Origin of the sequence: Clostridium estertheticum subsp. estertheticum (assembly GCF_001877035.1) — a bacterium.
Taxonomy (GTDB): domain Bacteria; phylum Bacillota; class Clostridia; order Clostridiales; family Clostridiaceae; genus Clostridium_AD; species Clostridium_AD estertheticum.
Genome location: NZ_CP015756.1, coordinates 2,532,914 through 2,553,761, shown reverse-complemented (window position 1 = coordinate 2,553,761; position 20,848 = coordinate 2,532,914). Strand labels below are relative to the sequence as shown.

Sequence of the window (20,848 nt, the reverse complement as noted above, 5' to 3'; positions counted from 1 at the left end):
CAGGAGGACAAAAGATGAAATCTCTTAGCGAGTTATTAAAATGGACAATAGAACAAAATGCATCAGATTTACATCTAACAGTTGGCTCAGTACCAGTTATTAGAGTTAATGGACATCTAATACAAGTTGGTGAAGATAAATTAACTCCAGCAGATACTGAAAAATACTCAAGAGAAATATTAGATGATTCATATGAAGAATATTATAATAATGGTGAGATTGATACTTCTTACTCTATTGGAGGACTTGGAAGATTTAGAGTTAATGTTTATAAGCAAAGAGGAAGCGATGCCATTGCTGTTAGAGTAGTTGCATTAAAGATACCTACACTTAAACAACTTGAACTTCCAGAGGTTGTTCGTGCACTTACCACAAAACAAAGGGGCTTAGTCTTAGTAACTGGACCTACAGGAAGTGGTAAGAGTACAACGCTCGCGGCTATGGTTAACGAAATTAATTCAACTAGAGCATGTAATATTATTACACTTGAGGATCCTATTGAGTATCTGCACAAACACAATAAATCAATTATCAATCAAAGAGAAATTGGAAAAGACAGTAAAAATTATCAAAATGCATTAAGAGCAATCCTTAGAGAAGATCCTGATGTTATATTAGTAGGTGAAATGAGAGATCTTGAAACAATTTCTATAGCTATTACTGCAGCTGAAACTGGACATCTGGTTTTTTCTACACTGCACACTATTGGCGCAGCAAAAACAGTAGATAGAATAGTGGATGTATTTCCTCCGTATCAACAACAACAAATTAAGGTCCAATTGGCTGCAGTGATGCAGGGAATAATTTCACAGCAATTAATACCTAAGATAACTGAAAAAGGAAGGGTCGCTGCTCTTGAGGTAATGATATCAACACCAGCAATTCAAAATCTTATTCGTGAGGGTAAAACACATCAATTACAGTCTTGTGTTCAAACTGGCGGGAAATATGGTATGAAAACTATGGATATGTCAATTTCAGATTTATATAAAAGATCGGTTATATCTAAAGATGATGCAATAACTTACTCTGTTGACAATGAAATGATGGTAAGAATGTTAGCACTTTAATAATTTTAAATAAGCTAAAAGCAAAGATAAATTATGGCTTTTAGCTTATTCTATTTCAATTTAAAATTATAAAATTATAAGAAAATATTAACTTGGGAATATTGCCATATAATATAACATTGCATTTTCTATATATTGATATTATACTTAGTATATGAAAATAAATTATCTATTAGTCATTATTAGTTTAAAATAGGTTACTAAATTGAAATTAAAGTTATAAATATTCAGTTATACAATAAAATGTAAAAAATTTTAACTGTATTTAAATTTAAAATAAATTTTTATTAAAAAAAATAAAAATAAAAGGAAATTTTATTTTCTTGTTGAATATATACACTTGAGGTTTCTCTTATAAGGGGGGATAAACTTAATGAATGAACAGATTGTAGGAATTGATTTAGGGTCATCAAAAATATGTGGAGCAGTTGGTAGAATTAACAGTAATGGAAAACTTCAGATTATAGGCATTACATCAGTTGTATGTAGTGGTTTAAATAAATCAGTTGTAATAGATATAGATAGTACAGCTGAAGCTATTAAGCAATGTGTTACTCAATTAGAACGTATGACAGATACGCAAATTAGTGAAGGATATATATCACTACCTGGAGGGATTTGCGAATTAGTGAGGAATACTGGAATGATTGCAATATCTTCTGAAGACAGGGAAATTAAACAAAGTGATGTAGATAGAGTAATTGAAGCAGCTAAACTTATTTCAGTTCCAGCCGATAAAGAAATAGTGGGTGTTGAGCCTGAACAATATATTGTTGATGGATATGACAATATTAAAGATCCTCGAGGGATGAGTGGAATAAGGCTCGAAGTTGAGGGACAAGTTGTCATGGCACAATCTACAGCAGTTAGTAATTTATTGAAAAGTGTTAAAAGAGCTGGAATTAAAGTAAATGGTATAGTGCTTCAACCATCAGCAATATCTGAGGCTGTACTTCGAAAAGAAGAGAAAGATATGGGAATAGCACTTGTTGATGTTGGAGCTCAGACTATTGATATATCAATTTATAAGAGTGGAAAATTAAAATATACATCTATTGTTCAATTGGGTGGAGATAACATAACTAATGATATATCAGTTTGTCTTAAAGTTCCTTTTAGCGAAGGTGAGAGATTAAAACTTAAATATGGAAGCCTTATCAAAGGTGCAGAAATTGATGATGAGAAGATAAGAGTTAAAGATTCTTATAACAATTTAATGGAGATTGATAACAATTTGTTAATTGATATAATTTGTGCTAGGGTAGAAGAATTATTACATTTAATTAAAAGAAATTTATTAAACAGTGGGTTTTATAAGGAAGTTTCAGGCGTAGTAATAGTTGGTGGAGGTATATCTTTGTTTAGAGGTATGAATGATTTAAGTAAAGATATACTTGAAAAATCAGTGAGAGTAGGATCTCCTGAATATGTAGGCGCAGCTAGCCCAATATATGTTACATCAGTAGGAATAGTGCTTCAGGCTGTTAATAATCTTAAAACTAATACTAGTTCATTTGAAGAGTCAGATGAACAATCACACGATAATAAATGGTCAAAAAAACAAAATACAAAAGGGAAGAATAAATTAGCGGAAAAAGTTAAAGGCTTTTTTGCGGATTTTTTCTAAAAAGGAGGTATTGTTGTGTTAGATTTTGATGTTGATGTTCAAGAGTTTGCTCAAATTAAAGTAATTGGGTGTGGAGGCGGAGGAAACAATGCTATAAACAGGATGATTATGGAAGGTCTTAAAAATGTAGAGTTCATAGCTATTAACACAGATAAGCAAGCTTTAATTCTTTCTCATGCTGTTCAAAAAATTCAGATTGGTGATAAACTTACTAAGGGACTTGGAGCAGGTGCTAATCCAGAAATTGGTATGAAAGCAGCAGAAGAAAGTAAAGAAGAAATATCCCAAGCAATAAAGGGTGCAGATATGGTGTTTATTACTGCAGGTATGGGTGGTGGTACTGGTACTGGGGCTGCACCTGTGGTGGCAGAAATTGCTAAATCTATGGGAATACTTACTGTAGGAGTTGTTACAAAACCATTTCCATTTGAAGGCAGAAAAAGAATGATTAATGCTGAAGTAGGAATAAAAACTCTTAAAGAAACAGTGGATACATTAGTAACAATACCAAATGAAAGATTATTAACTATGGTTGATAAGAAAACTACATTAATGGATTCTTTCAAAATGGCAGATGATGTTTTAAGACAAGGTATACAAGGTATATCCGATTTGATTACAATACCAGGCCTTGTAAATCTGGATTTTGCAGATGTAAGGACAATTATGCTTGCAAAAGGTCTTGCACATATGGGCGTTGGTAGAGCTTCTGGCGATAATAGAGCCCAAGAGGCAGCAAAACAAGCTATCTCAAGCCCATTACTTGAAACATCTATAGTTGGTGCTACAGGTGTGCTTTTAAATATTACTGGCGGAATGGATCTTGGATTACTTGAAATTAATGAAGCTGCAGAGATTGTACAAGGGGCTGCTGACCCAGATGCTAATATTATTTTTGGAGCAGTTATAGATGAAGAGCTAAAAGATGAAATAAGAATAACTGTTATTGCAACTGGTTTTGAAAGTGATAATGTTGTAAAACATAATAAAACTGTACAAAAACCTAAAGTGAAAGAGACGGTTGTTCCTAACGAAGAAGTTGCGTATACTAAAGATTATGAAGATTCTGATTTAGAAATTCCAGCTTTTTTAAGAAGACAAAACAAATAATAATACAAAATAATAGTATAAATTAAATCATAAAGTGCCCTTTGGGCACTTTATTTGCGTTTAGGGCATTTATAAATGGATTTACAATAATATGGAAATAAGTGACGTTTTATGAAAGAATAAAAATAATTATATGTGGTAAAAAATGACAAAATTCTGATGATAATAGTTATATAATAATCTTAAAGGAGGAAGAGAGGATGGTAGTATATGTAGATGTTCTTATATTAGTAAATTTTATAGTTAATCTATTCATATTACACATTACTGTTCAAACGTTAAGAAAGAGAGTAAAGCTTAAGTGGCTACTCATTTCAAGTCTAGTAGGCAGCTTATATGTTATAACGGTATTGTACCCTAGTCTTAAATGGCTTACATTTTTACCTTTTAAGATATTAATAGTAATTATTATGATAGTTATTGTATTTCATGAAAAAAGGCTTTTATTTAATATTAAAGCTTCATTAATCTTTTTGTTATACTCAATTCTTTTAGCTGGGATGTGTTTTTTTATTCAAATGAATAGTAAAAAGGATATGTCATTTGATGTAATTATAATAAATTTTCCTTATGAGAAGTTGCTACTTTCAGTAATGATCATTTATATGGTGATATATAGGGTCGTAATTTTTGTAGAGGATAGGAGAAAAATATCTACACTTATATATACAGTAGATATAGTAAATAAGAATTATATAAAAACTATTAAAGCATTTTTAGATACTGGAAATGAGCTTCGCGAGACTGCTTCTAATCTGCCGGTATTGATTGTTGAACGGAATATTTTAAGTGAAATTTCCTTAGAAAAAAACAATACATACTTCATTCCCTATACTGTAGTAAATGGAACTAGTGGTAGATTTATTGGATTTAAACCAGAGTATATTAATATTCATATTAATAAGAAAAATATGGAAAGAAAAGATGTAATTGTAGCATTTTGCGAGTATAAATTAAGCAAAGATAATGATTACAATGGGCTTATGTCTAGAGGAATACTCAGTTAATGAAGTTAAAATTAGTAATCGTTTTGTATAATAATATGGATAAGGAGGAAATTATGTTTAATTTTAAAGTAATGTTAAACAACTTATTTGCTAAATTTAAAATGTTTTCAAACAATTTGTTTTATATAGGAGGCAATGATGCATTACCACCTCCTTTGACTAAGGATGAAGAGGATGAATTGGTAGTTAGGCTTGATGAAGGAGATAAAAGCGTGAGAGCCACCTTGATTGAGAGAAATTTAAGGCTCGTAGTTTATATAGCAAGGAAGTTTGAAAATACAGGAGTGAATATTGAAGATTTGATTTCAGTAGGAACTATAGGACTCATTAAAGCGGTTAATACCTTTGATCCTGAAAAAAAAATTAAGCTTGCTACATATGGGTCACGATGTATTGAAAATGAAATTCTAATGTATCTTAGGAGAAATAGTAAAATAAAAACTGAAATTTCTCTTTATGAACCGCTAAATGTTGATTGGGATGGTAATGAATTATTGCTTTCTGATATAATTGGAACTGACAATGATGTGGTTTATAATATTATTGAAGAAGATGTAGATAAGCAACTACTTTTGCTTGCTATGCAACGGTTAAATTCACGAGAAAAAGAAATTGTACAACTAAGATTTGGATTAAATGGAACAACAGAAAAGACACAAAAAGAAGTTGCTGATATACTTGGAATATCACAATCTTATATATCAAGGCTTGAAAAAAGAATAATAAAAAGATTGCAAAAGGAAATTAATAAAATGGTGTAGGGTAATTCTAGATTGCTATAAGGCATATGAAAATAAATAACAAGTCAGTATTATTTTTGACTTATTATTTATTTTTATGTGCCTTATTTAAAAGGATCAAATAAAATTCTAATTATAAATATATTCTTAGTGTCTAATGAATATATTTATAATATAAAGTAGTAGGATCTAAAAGACATAGGTTAAGAATATATTAGCTACTTGAATAAGAAGTTTTAAAATACTCTAGGGGAGGAATAAAATGGAAAGCTTAATGTTTGCGATTAACAATTTAAGACAGATGGAAATTATAGATATAAATTCAGGGTCGAAAATGGGATATATTAAAGACTTAAAAGTGGATTGTGATGACTATAAAATTATTTCAATCTTAATGCCAACTCAGAAGTCATCTTGGTTTAATAAAAACGATAGTATTGAGATACCATGGGAAAAAGTTAAGAAAGTTGGCGTTGATGTAATTCTTGTAGATGGTAGTGATCTAATTATGGAAAACGAATAATAGACTATTTTAATTTATAAGATAAGTGTATAATGTTAGTATATTTGTTAACTATACTAGTAAAAGGGCGTGAAGACCATTGAAGTGTCCATATTGCAGCTGTGAAGAAAGTAAAGTGGTAGACTCTAGATCAACAGATGACAATATTGCAACTAGACGTCGACGTGAGTGCCTACGGTGCTTTAAACGATATACTACTTATGAAAAAGTGGAAGATGTGCCTATTTTAGTAATAAAGAAAGATTCTAATAGAGAATATTTTGATAGAACAAAGATATTAAATGGACTTATGAAGGCATGTCAAAAAAGACCAGTTTCAAGAAAACAAATTGAAGCCATTTGTGATGAAGTAGAAAAACAGTTAAATAATGAAATGCTTACAGAAGTAAAATCTGATTATATAGGAGAACTTATCATGAGCATATTAAAAAATGTAGATGAGGTTTCTTATGTGAGATTTGCTTCAGTTTACAGACAATTTAAGGATATTAATACATTTATGGAAGAGATAAGAAAATTGATGTCTAATGAGAAAAAATGCCCATAGGCATTTTTTTTCGTTTCTAAAAATTATGCAACTATAGGGGGTGAACTAATGGAAATAGAAACTCTTAATAACTATAAATTTATAAAATTTAAAATTGATAATGTCGTTATTTTGTTTTCAACAGCGAGTGGTGGACTTAACTTTAACTGCCATACTGATGAAGGATTGGTAAATTTAGAAAAAATAAAAACAGCTTATAACCTAGAATCTATTGGATATTTAAATCAAATCCATAGTGACTTAGTTTTTGATTTTGACGGTAATATAAAAGATGGAGATGCTTTAATAACAAATAAAAAAAATAGAGCTATAGGTGTTTTTACAGCAGATTGTGTTCCTGTAATTTTGGTAGATAGTAGTAGAAAGGTTATAGCTGCAATACATAGTGGATGGAAAGGTACAAATGATTTGATAGTAAGCAAAACTATTGAAAGAATGCAAGAAACTTATGGTTCATTAACTAAAAATATTAGCGCATATATTGGCCCTCATATTGGAGGGTGTTGTTATGAGGTTAGCAAGGAACTAATAGAGGAGTTTACTAGTAAAGATATTTATAGTAATATTAAAATAAGCATTAATAATAAATTAGATTTAGAAAAGTGCATTATAACTCAACTTAATGCAAAGGGTATAAAAAAAGATAATATTAAAATTACTAATATATGTACTTCTTGTAGTAAGAAGTATGAATTATATTCGTATAGAAATAGCGAAAATAAGCAAGGAAGAATGTTTTCATTTGTTTATTTAAAAGACATTTAAGAACAATATGTAGTAAATTAAGTGAAAAACGCATAAAAATATGGAGGGATTAACATGGCTGAAGAAAAAGTATTAGTGGTGGATGATGAAGAGCATATAAGGGAATTAATTAAATTTAATTTAGAGAAAAATGGATATAAAGTTATATGTGCTGACAATGGAATAGACGCTGTAAAGCTTGCTAAAGAACAAGCACCACAATTGATGTTATTAGATTTGATGTTGCCTGGAATGGACGGATTAGATGTATGTAAAGAAATCAGAAAAGATTCAAATATGTCTGGCATGCCGATAATTATGATAACAGCAAAAGGGGAAGAAATAGATAAGATAATAGGACTTGAGCTCGGTGCAGATGATTATATTACAAAACCATTTTCAGTAAGGGAACTTGTAGCGAGGGTTAAAGCCATTCTTAGAAGGACTACTATGAAGATAGTTGAAAAAACTTTTAAAATTGGTAATCTGGCCATTGACTTTGGTAAACATGAGGTTCTAAAAAGTGAAATAAGAATTGATTTGACTTTAAAGGAGTTTGAATTATTACAAATTTTAATAAAGAATAAAGGTAGGGTTATGACCAGAGATTTTTTACTCGACAAAATATGGGGTTATGAATATGTAGGAGAAACAAGAACTGTAGACGTCCACATAAGGCACTTAAGGCAAAAGATTGAAGAAGATGATAAAAATCCAGTATATATCCAGACTATTCGCGGTATAGGATATAGATTCAATTTTGGAGAATAAGAATGAAAAAGAAATTATTAATATATTTATTAAGTACTGTAATTTTTATATTTGTAGTAGTAACATTATTAATTGTATCTATCTTTAATTATGAATATGAAGAAAATTTAAAAGATAAACTTCAAGTAAATAATAATATGATAATTAGTTTATTACAAAGCAATAATTTAAAAGATCATCAAAAGTTTTTTACGCAGAACTTAAAGAGTTCTGAGCTGAGAGTTACATACATTGATAAAATGGGGAAGGTTCTTTATGATTCAACTGTAGATGCGAGCACTATGGATAATCACAATGTTAGACAAGAAATAGTAAAAGCAAGAAGGAATGGAACTGGATACTCAGTTAGATATAGTGCTTCGACTAAGAAACATATGATGTATTTTGCAACTGAATTTGGTGATGGTTTTATTATTAGAAGTTCTAATCCACTTAAAATTGTAAGTGGATTAGGAAGTAAATACTTTAAGCTTTATATTTTAGCTATAATTTTTTCTGCTATAATGTCAATTTGGTTTTCTTTAAAACTATCATATATTATAGTAAGGCCTATTACAGATTTAATTTTCATTACTTCAAGAATTAGTAAAGGTGAATTTCATAGGAGAGTTAGTATATTATCAAATGGTGAAATAGGACAATTAGCTAAAAATTTTAATGAGATGGCAGATAAACTAGAGTCTACATTAAATGAAGTTACTGATAAGCAAAACAGGCTAGAAGCAATTCTTCAAAGTATGGATAGTGGAGTCATTGCAGTTGATAGGAAAAATAGAGTTATAATAATTAATCCATATGCTAAAAAAATATTTGGTATAACAAAAGATATTATAGGGCAAAATCTTTTAGACAATATAAGGAATTTTGAATTAGAAAATATATTACATCAAAGTGATGATAATTACAAAGAAATAAGAATAGCTTGGCCAAAAGAAAGAGAACTTAGAATAAAGACTGCAGATATTATTAATGCAAATGATCATATTGGTACTGTTGCTGTTGTTCAAGATATTACTGAAGTAAAAAAACTAGAAAATATGAGAACACAATTTGTTGCTAATGTTTCTCATGAGCTTAAAACACCATTAACATCTATTAAAGGATTTGCTGAAACCTTAAAATACGTTGATGATGTAGAAACAAAAGAAAAGTTTTTAAATATAATCAACGAGGAAGCCGATAGATTAACTAGATTAATTACAGATATTCTAACACTTTCACATATAGAGCAACAAGAGGAAGTAAAAACAGAAAAAATTAATGTTAATAAAATTATAAAAGATGTGTACAATTTAATGAAAAACACAGCAGATTTAAAAGGAATTCAGTTATCAGTGAAGCAACAGAATGTTAAAATATTAATAGGTAATACCGATAGATTTAAACAAATGTTAATTAATTTAGTCGATAATGGTATAAACTATTCTGAATCAGGTAATAGTGTTTGTATAGGAACTGAGGGTAAAACTGATGGATTTATCTTATGGGTACAAGACACAGGGGTTGGAATAGCTAAAGATCAAATTCCACGCCTTTTTGAGAGGTTCTACAGAGTAGATAAGGCTCGTTCTAGATCAAAAGGTGGAACAGGTCTAGGCCTTGCCATCGTTAAGCATATAGTGCTAGAATTTAACGGAAAAATATATGTGGAGAGTCAATTAGAAGTTGGAAGTAAATTTATAATAGAAATTCCATATCAAGATTAAAAATAAAGCTACCACATTATTGCGGTAGCTTTATTTTTATTGAATGTAAAGTTTAATTAACATTAGCTAAACTAAAGTTAACTTTAACATAATATAAAGTTAACTTTATGGGTATATTATTATAAGAGTAATAAGTAGCTAAATATGAGTATAAATGAATGGGGGAAATATTAATGAAAAAAAAATATTTGAAATTGATGGTTGCTACACTAACAGTTGCAATGACAGCAGGTTTTTTAACTGGATGTGGAAGTAAAGCTGAAACAACACCTAAAACTACAACTAAAGCGGCGACTGCAACATCCGGTTCAATAACTGCAGCAGGATCAACTGCTCTTCAGCCTTTGGCAGAACTTGGTGCTAAAAATTTCAAACTTAAAAATACAGGTGCAACAGTAAATGTACAAGGTGGCGGAAGTGGTACTGGACTTAAGCAAGTAGGAGAAGGTAGTGTAGAAATAGGAAATTCAGATATATATGCAAAAGACAAAGCAGGAATTGATGCAGCTGCATTAACAGACACTAAGGTATGTGTTATAGGATTTGCTGCAGTAACAAATCCAAAAGTTAAGGTTGAATCATTAACAAAAAAACAATTAATAGATATATTTACAGGAAAGATAAAAAACTGGAAAGAAGTTGGCGGAGCTGACATCAAAGTTACTATTATAAATAGACCAAAATCTTCAGGTACTAGAGCAACATTTAAAGAATTTGGATTAGATAAAAAAGAAGAAGCAACTGGCTTAACTTCAGATTCAAGTGGAGCTGTTCTAAAAACAGTTAAACAAACTGACGGAGCAATAAGTTACTTAGCGTTATCAGCTTTTGCTGATGCAACAAACAAAGAAGGCTTAAACATATTAAAAATTGATGGTGTTGAAGCAACTGCAGCAAATATAAGCACAGATAAATATAAAATTTGGTCATACGAACATATGTATACCAAAGGTGTACCTACTGGAATAACAAAAGCATATTTAGATTATATGACAAGTTCTGAAATGCATGCATCAATAACAAAATTAGGATACATTCCAATGGCAGATATGAAAGCTAAAAGAGATTAATGCTGATTAGGGTTGGATAAAACCAACCTTTATTTTCATTAAAATAATTTTTGAGGTAAAACATTATGAAAAAAAATGATAAAAAATCAATGTTTCTAAAATTTAAGAATGAATATTTGGGACGTGGGTTTGCAACGTTTTGCGGCGCAGTTATAGTAATTCTTACTTTTTCAATAATAATATTTCTAACTAGTAAAGGCTTAAATACATTCATTAAACATGGATACTCAATATTTCATTTTATATTTTCTGGAAATTGGGACCCTGAGGGTAGCGGAGAATCCTCGATTCCTCAATTTGGAACTTTAATATTTATCTTTGGTTCTACAATGGTATCTTTTCTTGCGGTACTAGTAAGTGCACCAATAGGAGTAGCTCTCGCTGTATTTATGAATTTGATTTCACCAAAACTCGGAAAAAAAGTTCTCCAACCTGCCATAGAATTATTTGTTGGAATTCCATCTGTTGTTTATGGTTGGATAGGTGTAAGTGTATTGGTTCCTTTTATTAAAATTTTCTTTGGAGGAATAGGATTTAGTTTACTTGCAGGAGTACTAGTTATAAGTGTAATGATTTTACCAACAATAACAAGTATTTCATCTGATGCTATAAGAACCATACCAAAAGATTATATAGAAGCATCTTATGGGCTTGGTGCAACAAGGTGGCAAACTATAATTAAAGTGATTATACCTGCAGCTAAAAGTGGAATACTTACAAGTATTGTACTTGGAGTCTCAAGAGCATTTGGGGAGGCACTTGCGGTGCAAATGGTTATAGGAAACTCAGTTACTTTCCCTAAGGGGTTACTTGGAACAACAACTACATTAACAAGTATACTTACTATGGATACGGCAAATACAATGAATGGTACAGCTTGGAATGATGCATTATGGTCAATAGCATTGCTATTGCTAATAATATCATTTATATTTATAATTATTATTAGAAAAATAGGGAAAAGAGGTGAGCAGTAATGAGTGCTAAAGTTAAGGATAAAATTGCAACAATAGTTTTGTATATAGTTTCTGCTTTAGTAATTCTTTTGCTTGTAAGTCTCATTGGATATATAGTATATAATGGAAGGGCGTCATTAAATTTAAAGTTTTTATTTGGTGAACCAAAAATTGGTGAAGCCGGTGGAGGAATTGGGCCTCAATTGTATAATTCATTAAGTTTACTTGTAGTAACACTTATAATTACAGTGCCACTCGGAGTAGGAGCTGGAATATATTTAGCTGAATACGCAAAAAAAGGAAAAATACTAAATGTTATTAGATTGTGTATTGAAACTATGGCATCATTACCATCTATTGTCGTTGGTTTATTTGGACTTTTAGTTTTTGTTACAATGACGGGATGGGGATATTCTCTTTTTGCTGGAGCTTTAGCTATAACTATAATAAATTTACCCGGACTTACTAGAGTTTGTGAAAATGCTGTTAAAACCGCGTCAGAAGGCGTTAAAGAAGCTAGTTTAGGATTAGGCGCTACTAGGTGGCAAACTATTAAAAATGTCGTATTGCCATCTGCAATGCCTCAAATTTTAACTGGTGTTATACTAGCAGCCGGTAGAATTTTTGGAGAAGCAGCAGCTTTACTATATACTGCAGGTATGAGTGCACCAGCTGTGGATTTTACTAATTTTGCAGTGAACAATAAGGATTCAGCTTATAGTTTATTTAGGCCTGCTGAAACTTTAGCTGTTTATATATGGAAACTTAATTCTGAAGGAATGGTACCTGATGCTACTAAGATAGCTAATGGAGCCTCTGCCGTTTTAATAATAGCAGTGCTAATATTCAATGTATCTGCAAGAATAATCGGGAAAAAATTATATGAGTCTCATGCAGGTAGTAAATAAGGAGGTAACAATATGGGGATAATTACAGCAAAGAATTTAAATCTATATTATGGAAATACACAAGCGTTAAAGAATGTAAATATCGATATAGAGAAAAATTCGGTTACTGCACTTATAGGACCATCAGGGTGTGGTAAATCAACATTTTTACGTACTATTAATAGAATGAATGATTTAATAGATTCTGTTAAAATAGATGGAGAAATATTATATGAAAATGAAAATGTATACGGTCAAGACTATGATGTTATAGATTTAAGGAAAAAAGTTGGAATGGTATTTCAAAAGGCTAACCCATTTCCTATGTCAATATATGAAAACATTGCTTATGGTCCTAGAATTCATGGGATAAAGAATAAGAAATTGCTTGATGAAATTGTAGAGAAAAGTCTTAAGGGGGCTGTACTTTGGGATGAAGTAAAAGATAGACTCAAAAAGAGTGCACTTGGATTATCCGGTGGACAACAGCAGCGGCTATGCATTGCAAGAACTTTGGCTGTAGAACCAGAGGTCCTTCTTATGGATGAGCCAACTTCTGCATTAGATCCTATTTCAACTTTAAAAATTGAAGAGCTAATGGATGTTCTTAAGAAAAAGTATACAGTTATCATTGTTACACATAATATGCAACAAGCTGGTAGAATTTCTGACTTTACAGCATTTTTCTTGAATGGAGAAATTGTTGAAAGTGGAAAAACGGAAGAAATATTTTATAAACCTAAAGATAAAAGAACAGAGGATTATATTACAGGAAGATTCGGCTAAAATAAAGCGAGGAAGGTGATAATATGGCAAGAAAAGTATTCGAAGCAAATCTTCAAGAGCTCCATAATGATTTAATTAGAATGGGAAGCATTGTAGAAAAACAAATTTATGACTGTATTGATGCATTAGTTACCCATAACATTGAGAAAGCTCAAAAAATAATGGAAGATGATGATATCGTTGATGTTATGGAGAGAGAAATAGAAGATAAAGCAATAAGGTTAATTGCTATGCAACAACCTTTGGCAATAGATTTAAGAAATATTTTCACTACAACAAAAATAGTGACGGATCTTGAAAGAATGGCTGATTATGCTGTTGATGTTGCTAAAATTACAGTAAGATTGAAAGATGAAAAGTATATAAAACAACTTGTGGATATACCTAGAATGGCAGAAATTGTAGTTCTTATGATAAGAGATTCTTTGGATGCGTATGTATCAGGTGACATTGAAAAAGCCTATGCTGTATGCAAACGAGATGATGAAGTAGATGATATATATAAAGAAGTGTTTGGCGAACTTCTAAGAATAATGTTTGAAAATCAAAAGACTGTAAATCAAGCTACTCAATTTTTGTTTATTTGTAAATGGCTAGAAAGAATTGCTGATCATACAACAAACATATGTGAATGGACAATTTATTTAGTTACAGGTGAAAAAGTTAATTTAAATGAATAAATTTTAGAGAAATCACAAAAACTATAATATAAATGAATAGACTTATATTTAAAATATTATAGTGGAGTAGTGATTATGAAGAACAAAAAATTCAAATTTTTTTTTATGTTTTGTTGTATTAGTTTGATAATGGTAAGTATAGGATGTAAAAAAGATGTTGGAAACAAAACAAATGGATCAAAAAATATTAATATAATTTGTGAAGATACAGTTTTCCCAATGGTAAGTGACTTAGTACATGATTATAATTCAAATAATGAGACTACAATAACTGTGAAATCTGAGGATAGGGAAAGTGCTTTTAATAAGTTATATAATTCTGAGGCTGATGTATTAATAGGATATATTCAGCCCATTAGTGATAAAATCAAGGCTGAAATGTTAGCGTATGATGGTATAGGAATTATTGTTAATCCTAGTAATAATGTAAATGGTATTTCAATTCAGGAATTAAAAAAAATATATATTGGTAAAATAGCAAATTGGGTAGGACTAAATGGTCAATCAAATCCAATAATACCAGTAGCATTTAAAGATAAATTCAATTCAATGCAGCAAGAATTTAATTTGAAAATAAAAGACACTCCTATAAAAGAAGAAATGGGCAAAAGTACTCAGTACGTATCAAGTATGGAAGAAATGAAAACTTTTATTGCTCAAAACAAAAATTCTATAGGTTTTCTACCTGGACAATGGTATAATAAAGAAAGTAAGTTTTTAAAATTAAGTGGTGTTGAAATTACTATATCAAATTTGAAAAATAATCTTTATTTTTTAAGATTTCCAATAAAAATGTATTATTCGGATAAAAAAGAAGAGAGTTTAAAGGATCTTTTTCAGTATTTTAAAAGTGAAGACGGCAAGAAAATCATAAGAAAATATTGCATAGAAGCATTTTAATACCTCCTTCTTAGGAGGTATTTTTATTCTGTATTAAATTATATTATAATTTGAATTATTTACTTTGAAGTGTCGAAAATATCTGTAAATAAGCGAAATATGCTATTTATCTTCATTTAAAGACAAATGCCGTTGACTTAGGGATGTAATTCATGTAATATAACTTAATGGAATGCTATAATTTATTGTATAACTAATATATTAATTCTAATTCCTCATAAAACCTTTTATTTAAGAGGTTATTGTAAAACAGGAGGTTAAAATGAAAAACCAAATAGCGAAGATACTTCCAGGGAGTATTGCAGAAGAAATTGAGCTTGAAGTAGGAGATAGATTAATTAGTATAAATGGCAATAAAGTAATAGATATTATAGATTACAAATTTTTAATTACAGATGAACTTCTTATCATTGAAATTGAAAAGATAGATGGTGAGATTATTGAAATAGAATTTGAAAAAGACTATGATGAAGATTTGGGAATCCAATTCGTTGATGCCATTTTGGATAGGCCAAAGAGCTGTCATAATAAATGTATATTCTGTTTTATTGATCAATTACCTGATGGAATGAGAGATACTTTATATTTCAAAGATGATGATTCAAGATTATCGTTTTTTCAAGGTAATTTTGTAACATTAACTAATATGAAAGAAGAGGACATTGATAGGATTATTAGATATAAGATAAGCCCTATTAATGTGTCAGTTCATACTACGGATGTTGAGCTTAGAAAGATAATGCTAAACAATAAATTTGCTGGAAATGTTTATGATAGGTTGAAAAGACTGGCAAAAGCTGGTATTAAAATTAATTGTCAAGTGGTAGCATGCCCTGGCATCAATAATGGAGTAGAACTTATAAAAACTATTGAAGATTTGTATAAGCTTTATCCGAGCATTGAAAATCTAGCTGTTGTACCGGTTGGAGTAACAAAGTTTAGAGAAGGCCTGTTTAATTTGACATTGTATGATAAAAAGACTGCAGCAGAGGAAATAGAGAGTGTTAAAGAATTACAAGAAAAATACATTAGAGAAATAGATTCACCTTTTATAAGATTGTCTGATGAATTCTATGTTGTAGCAAATATTGATGTTCCTTGCGAGAAGTTCTACGACGGTTATTCTCAACTCGAAGATGGCATTGGTATGATAAGACTACTTAGAAGCGTTACTGACGAAGATATAGTAAAACTAAAGCTTAATAATGAAGGAAGTTTTACATTTATAACAGGTCATTCAGCTTATGCAGAAATATTAAAGGTAGCTGAGAAAATAACTGCATGTAATAACAAAATAAATATTGATGTAAAAGAGATAGCAAATGTTTTTTTTGGCGAAACTATTACAGTAGCAGGTCTTTTAACAGGAAATGACATAATAAAGCAACTGACAGGTGAAAAACTAGGTGAATATTTAATGCTTCCTAGCAATATGTTCAAAAGCGGATATGAACTAGGAAGTAACGAGCAACGAATTTTCTTGGATAATGTTACAGTAAGTGATCTAGAAAAAAGCTTAAATACAAAAGTTTTAATATGTGATTATTCAGGAGAAGATTTAATAAATATAATAAACCAAAATAGTCGGGAGGCAAAGTAATGGCAAAACCAATAGTAGCAATAGTAGGAAGACCTAATGTAGGTAAATCTACATTATTTAATAAATTAGCAGGTAAGAGAATATCAATAGTTGAAGATACACCAGGGGTAACAAGAGACAGGGTGTATGCGGATGCAGATTGGTTAAGACATAATTTTACAATAATTGACACAGGTGGTATAGAAGTTGAAAGTCAAGATATCATTTTAGCTCAAATGAGAAGGCAGGCACAAATAGCTATAGAAACAGCAGATGTTATAATTTTTATAGTAGATGGTAAACAAGGACTTACAGGTTCAGATTATGAAGTTGCACAAATGTTAAGAAAAAGTAAAAAGCCAATAGTACTTGTAGTAAACAAAATAGATCATCTAGAACTCGAAGCAAATGCTTTTGAATTCTATAATTTAGGAATAGGTACACCAGTAGCTATTTCAGCAACTCAAGGTCTTGGACTTGGAGATATGTTAGATGAAGTAGTAGTACATTTTGATAGTATTTATTCAAATACAGAAGATGCAGAATATATTCAAGTTGCAGTGGTAGGTAAGCCTAATGTTGGTAAATCATCCCTCATAAATAGAATGCTTGGAGAAGAAAGAAATATAGTAACTGATATAGCGGGTACTACAAGAGATGCTATAGATAGTAAATTAGAAACTGCAGAAGGAAAATTTGTTCTTATAGATACAGCAGGAATAAGAAGAAAAAGTAAAGTAGAAGAGGGTATTGAAAGGTATAGTGTTATTAGGTCACTAGCTGCTGTTGAGAGAGCTGATGTTGTTATACTTATGCTAACGGCTACTGAAGAATTAAGTGATCAAGATGAGAAAATTATAGGGTATGCTCATGAAATGAAAAAAGCAATTTTAGTTATAATAAATAAATGGGATTTAATAGAGAAGGATACTAAAACTATGCTTGAGTTTAAACAAAGAATTCAAGCTGGCTTAAACTTTATGGCTTATGCACCATATTTATTTATATCTGCAAAAACAGGTCAAAGAGTACATAAGGTATTATCATCAATAAAAGAATGTTATGATAATTATTCAAAAAGAATTGCTACAGGTATATTAAATGAGGTTATAAATAAAGCTGTACTAATGAACGAACCTCCAACAGTAGCAAACAAGAGATTGAAAATATTTTATGTTACTCAAGTAGACTCTAAACCACCAACATTTGTATTCTTTGTAAATAATCCTAATTTACTACATTTTTCTTATCAAAGATATTTAGAAAATCAATTGAGAAATAGTTTTGAGTTTAGTGGAACGGGTATAAAACTTATATTCAGAGAAAGGAAAGAATAAAATGTTAAAAGTTGCTTTTTTAGGTGGAGGTAGTTTTGGTACTGCATTATCAATAATGCTTGCGAAAAAAGGAACTAGCGTTAACATCTGGGATAGAAAACTAAGTGTTATTAATGATATTAACATAAAAAGGGAAAACATTAAATACTTACCAAATATCGCAGTGCCTTCAGGAATAACAGCATTCATTGATATAGAAGAGGTTATAAATGATACTGATATAATTGTGTTATCAGTTCCATCACATGTTATAAGAAATATATGTAAGATGATAACACCATATTTAAAACCAAACCAAATTATTGTTAGTATTGCAAAAGGAATTGAAGAGGGTTCATTAAAAAGAATTTCAGAGGTTATAGAAGAAGAAATCCAAGATAATCCAATTGTAATACTTTCAGGTCCCAGTCACGCAGAAGAAGTTGCTTTAGATATACCTACAACTGTAGTAGTCACATCTAAGCAAATGGAATATGCAATGATTGTTCAAGATGTTTTTATGACTAATAAATTTAGAGTTTATACTAATGAAGATATTATAGGAGTAGAAATTGGTGGAGCAGTTAAAAACATTATTGCATTAGCAGCTGGTATATCAGATGGTATAGGCTATGGAGATAATGCTAAGGCTGCACTTATGACAAGGGGCATGAATGAAATTATAAGAATAGGAACTAGGCTTGGCGGTAGAATTGAAACATTTTATGGATTAACAGGTATGGGTGATCTTATAGTAACTTGTACTAGTATGCATAGTCGAAATAGAAAAGCTGGTATTCTAATTGGAAAAGGTGTTCTAGTGGAGAAGGCGTGCAATGATATAGGAATGGTAGTTGAGGGTATAAAAGCTATACGAGCTTTTTATGAACTTAAAGAAAAAGAAAAAGTTTCGATGCCTATAACAGATGTATTATACAAAGTACTATTCGAAGGTAAAGATCCTAAATATGGGGTATATGAATTAATGTCTAGAGATAAAAAAAGTGAGTTTTAATTATATCAATTTACTAAATATAATTAACCTAAAAATCATTATAAAAAATCCGATTTTTATTAGAAATTAATAAAGATTGGATTTTTTTTATATTTTTTTAATCAATAGTAATAATTTGATGAAATCTAAAGTATATTTATATTGATAATAATAAGTAGTGGGAGGTATATATTGGATAATTTTGATATATATAAAGATATAGCAGAAAGAACACAAGGAGATATTTATGTAGGTGTTGTAGGTCCTGTAAGAACTGGCAAATCAACATTTATAAAAAGGTTTATGGAACTTATGGTAATTCCAAACATAGACAATCCGCATAAAAAAGAAAGAGCGAAAGATGAACTTCCTCAAAGTGGCTCAGGTAAATCAATTCATACTACGGAACCTAAATTTGTGCCAAACGAAGCGGTTGAAATTGAGTTTGAGGGTGGTACTAAATTTAAGGTTAGAATGGTTGATTGTGTTGGTTATATTGTTAAGGGAGCGCTTGGATATGCTGAAGGAGAAGTTCCTAAAATGGTCAATACTCCTTGGTATGATCATGAAATTCCATTTGAGGAAGCAGCAGAGATTGGAACAAAAAAAGTAATAAATGAACATTCAACTATTGGACTATTAATTACAACGGATGGTTCTATCACTGGAATAGAAAGAAATGAATACTTAGAAGCAGAAGGAAGGGTAGTTAATGAGCTTAAGTCAATCAATAAACCTTTTATAATGGTATTAAATTCTAGTAACGCAGCTGCACCTGAGACATCAGATTTAGCAAGAGAATTAGAAGAAAAATATGATGTTCCAGTTCAAGTTATGGATGTTATAAATATGAATGAAGAAGATATTTCTAATATATTTCAAAGAGTTCTTAAAGAATTCCCAGTTAAAGAAATTAACATAGATATGCCCGAATGGATTGAAAACCTGAGTTCTAAACATTGGGTTAAAGTAAATTTTATGAAAGTTTTAAAAGATATGTGCAAGGATATTTTTAAGGTTCGCGATATAACTAAATCTTTACTGAGTTTTAAAGAAGTTGATTTTTTAGAATCAGCAAACCTTGATGAAGTAAATATGGGTGAAGGGACTGCTAGAGTTAAAATAATTCCTAAACATGAACTGTTTTATAAAATACTCGGTGAAACCTGTGATTGTGAAATTAAAGGTGAAAATGATTTATTAACATTAATGGGAGAATTCTCGAGAGCGAAAGTTGAATATGATAAAATTGCAGAGGCATTAAAAGATGTTCGTGAAAAAGGTTATGGATTAGTAGCGCCACAGCTTTCAGAGATGACGTTAGAAGAACCTGAAATTGTTCAACATGGAGGTAGATACGGAGTAAAATTAAAGGCATCAGCACCATCACTTCATTTTATTAAGGCAGATATACAAACAGAAATATCTCCTATTATGGGTACTGAAAAGCAAAGTGAAGATTTCTATAAATCCATTTTAGATCAATTTGAAAATGATAAATCACAAATTTGGCAGAGCAATATGTTTGGCAAATCCTTAGAAGTATTGGTTAAAGAGGGCCTTCAAAATAAATTGTTTAAAATGCCTGATGATGTTCAAGTGAAAATTCAAAAGACGTTACAAAGAATTATAAATGAAGGTAATGGTAGCTTAATATGTATTATTTTATAAATTAATGTATAATATTAAAAGTCTGTATCCATTATGGTTGCAGACTTTTAATATTATACTTTAGGTAAGAAAACTTATCCATATATAATTACTATATATCTACTATGAATTTAGTGTACAATAAGGTAAAGACAATACTAATTCATTTTTAAATATGAATTATA

20 protein-coding genes are annotated in these 20,848 nt (G+C 30.2%); all 20 read left to right on the top strand.

Features of this window, described 5'->3' with window-relative positions; all coding sequences use genetic code 11:
* Positions 1–14 precede the first annotated feature (14 nt).
* The gene (locus A7L45_RS11720; RefSeq protein ID WP_071612948.1) at positions 15–1,070 is read left to right on the top strand and encodes a type IV pilus twitching motility protein PilT; all 1,056 of its coding nucleotides are present in this window, start codon (positions 15–17) and stop codon (positions 1,068–1,070) included.
* 373 nt (positions 1,071–1,443) lie between these two features.
* Positions 1,444–2,697 carry a cell division protein FtsA gene (ftsA, locus tag A7L45_RS11715; RefSeq protein WP_071612947.1) on the top strand — a complete coding sequence of 418 codons (1,254 nt, stop codon included), beginning with the start codon at positions 1,444–1,446 and terminating at the stop codon, positions 2,695–2,697.
* Positions 2,698–2,712: 15 nt separating this feature from the next.
* On the top strand, positions 2,713–3,807 hold the full coding sequence (gene ftsZ, locus A7L45_RS11710) for a cell division protein FtsZ (protein ID WP_071612946.1): 1,095 nt from the start codon (positions 2,713–2,715) through the stop codon (positions 3,805–3,807).
* 200 nt (positions 3,808–4,007) lie between these two features.
* Entirely contained in the window at positions 4,008–4,814 is an 807-nt protein-coding gene (spoIIGA, locus tag A7L45_RS11705) for a sigma-E processing peptidase SpoIIGA (protein WP_071612945.1), read from the top strand.
* Between the two features lie 53 nt (positions 4,815–4,867).
* Positions 4,868–5,575 (top strand): RNA polymerase sporulation sigma factor SigE, encoded by a 708-nt coding sequence (gene sigE / locus A7L45_RS11700; RefSeq protein ID WP_071612944.1) that lies wholly within the window; start codon positions 4,868–4,870, stop codon positions 5,573–5,575.
* A 241-nt stretch (positions 5,576–5,816) separates the two neighbouring features.
* Complete coding sequence (locus A7L45_RS11695; protein ID WP_071612943.1) at positions 5,817–6,077, top strand: YlmC/YmxH family sporulation protein; 261 nt, start codon at positions 5,817–5,819, stop codon at positions 6,075–6,077.
* A gap of 79 nt (positions 6,078–6,156) precedes the next feature.
* On the top strand, positions 6,157–6,624 hold the full coding sequence (gene nrdR, locus A7L45_RS11690; RefSeq protein ID WP_071612942.1) for a transcriptional regulator NrdR: 468 nt from the start codon (positions 6,157–6,159) through the stop codon (positions 6,622–6,624).
* Positions 6,625–6,672: 48 nt separating this feature from the next.
* Positions 6,673–7,389, top strand: a complete 717-nt coding sequence (gene pgeF / locus A7L45_RS11685; protein ID WP_071612941.1) for a peptidoglycan editing factor PgeF — start codon at positions 6,673–6,675, stop codon at positions 7,387–7,389.
* A 54-nt stretch (positions 7,390–7,443) separates the two neighbouring features.
* Complete coding sequence (locus A7L45_RS11680; RefSeq protein WP_071612940.1) at positions 7,444–8,139, top strand: response regulator transcription factor; 696 nt, start codon at positions 7,444–7,446, stop codon at positions 8,137–8,139.
* Positions 8,140–8,141: 2 nt separating this feature from the next.
* Positions 8,142–9,845, top strand: coding sequence for a two-component system histidine kinase PnpS (pnpS, locus tag A7L45_RS11675; protein WP_071612939.1), 1,704 nt, complete (start codon positions 8,142–8,144; stop codon positions 9,843–9,845).
* A gap of 173 nt (positions 9,846–10,018) precedes the next feature.
* Positions 10,019–10,915 (top strand): phosphate ABC transporter substrate-binding protein, encoded by an 897-nt coding sequence (locus tag A7L45_RS11670; protein ID WP_071612938.1) that lies wholly within the window; start codon positions 10,019–10,021, stop codon positions 10,913–10,915.
* Positions 10,916–10,980: 65 nt separating this feature from the next.
* Positions 10,981–11,892, top strand: coding sequence for a phosphate ABC transporter permease subunit PstC (gene pstC / locus A7L45_RS11665; protein ID WP_071612937.1), 912 nt, complete (start codon positions 10,981–10,983; stop codon positions 11,890–11,892).
* On the top strand, positions 11,892–12,779 hold the full coding sequence (pstA, locus tag A7L45_RS11660) for a phosphate ABC transporter permease PstA (RefSeq protein WP_071612936.1): 888 nt from the start codon (positions 11,892–11,894) through the stop codon (positions 12,777–12,779). Before pstC ends, pstA begins: the two co-directional genes overlap by 1 nt.
* Positions 12,780–12,791: 12 nt before the next feature.
* Positions 12,792–13,544 carry a phosphate ABC transporter ATP-binding protein PstB gene (gene pstB, locus A7L45_RS11655; protein WP_071612935.1) on the top strand — a complete coding sequence of 251 codons (753 nt, stop codon included), beginning with the start codon at positions 12,792–12,794 and terminating at the stop codon, positions 13,542–13,544.
* Positions 13,545–13,567: 23 nt separating this feature from the next.
* Entirely contained in the window at positions 13,568–14,224 is a 657-nt protein-coding gene (gene phoU / locus A7L45_RS11650) for a phosphate signaling complex protein PhoU (RefSeq protein WP_071612934.1), read from the top strand.
* Positions 14,225–14,299: 75 nt separating this feature from the next.
* Positions 14,300–15,124, top strand: a complete 825-nt coding sequence (locus A7L45_RS11645; RefSeq protein ID WP_071612933.1) for a substrate-binding domain-containing protein — start codon at positions 14,300–14,302, stop codon at positions 15,122–15,124.
* A 262-nt stretch (positions 15,125–15,386) separates the two neighbouring features.
* Complete coding sequence (locus tag A7L45_RS11640) at positions 15,387–16,724, top strand: DUF512 domain-containing protein (RefSeq protein WP_071612932.1); 1,338 nt, start codon at positions 15,387–15,389, stop codon at positions 16,722–16,724.
* The gene (der, locus tag A7L45_RS11635; RefSeq protein WP_071612931.1) at positions 16,724–18,040 is read left to right on the top strand and encodes a ribosome biogenesis GTPase Der; all 1,317 of its coding nucleotides are present in this window, start codon (positions 16,724–16,726) and stop codon (positions 18,038–18,040) included. Before A7L45_RS11640 ends, der begins: the two co-directional genes overlap by 1 nt.
* Position 18,041: 1 nt before the next feature.
* The gene (locus A7L45_RS11630) at positions 18,042–19,034 is read left to right on the top strand and encodes an NAD(P)H-dependent glycerol-3-phosphate dehydrogenase (protein WP_071612930.1); all 993 of its coding nucleotides are present in this window, start codon (positions 18,042–18,044) and stop codon (positions 19,032–19,034) included.
* 171 nt (positions 19,035–19,205) lie between these two features.
* On the top strand, positions 19,206–20,684 hold the full coding sequence (spoIVA, locus tag A7L45_RS11625; protein ID WP_071612929.1) for a stage IV sporulation protein A: 1,479 nt from the start codon (positions 19,206–19,208) through the stop codon (positions 20,682–20,684).
* Positions 20,685–20,848: the final 164 nt, after the last annotated feature.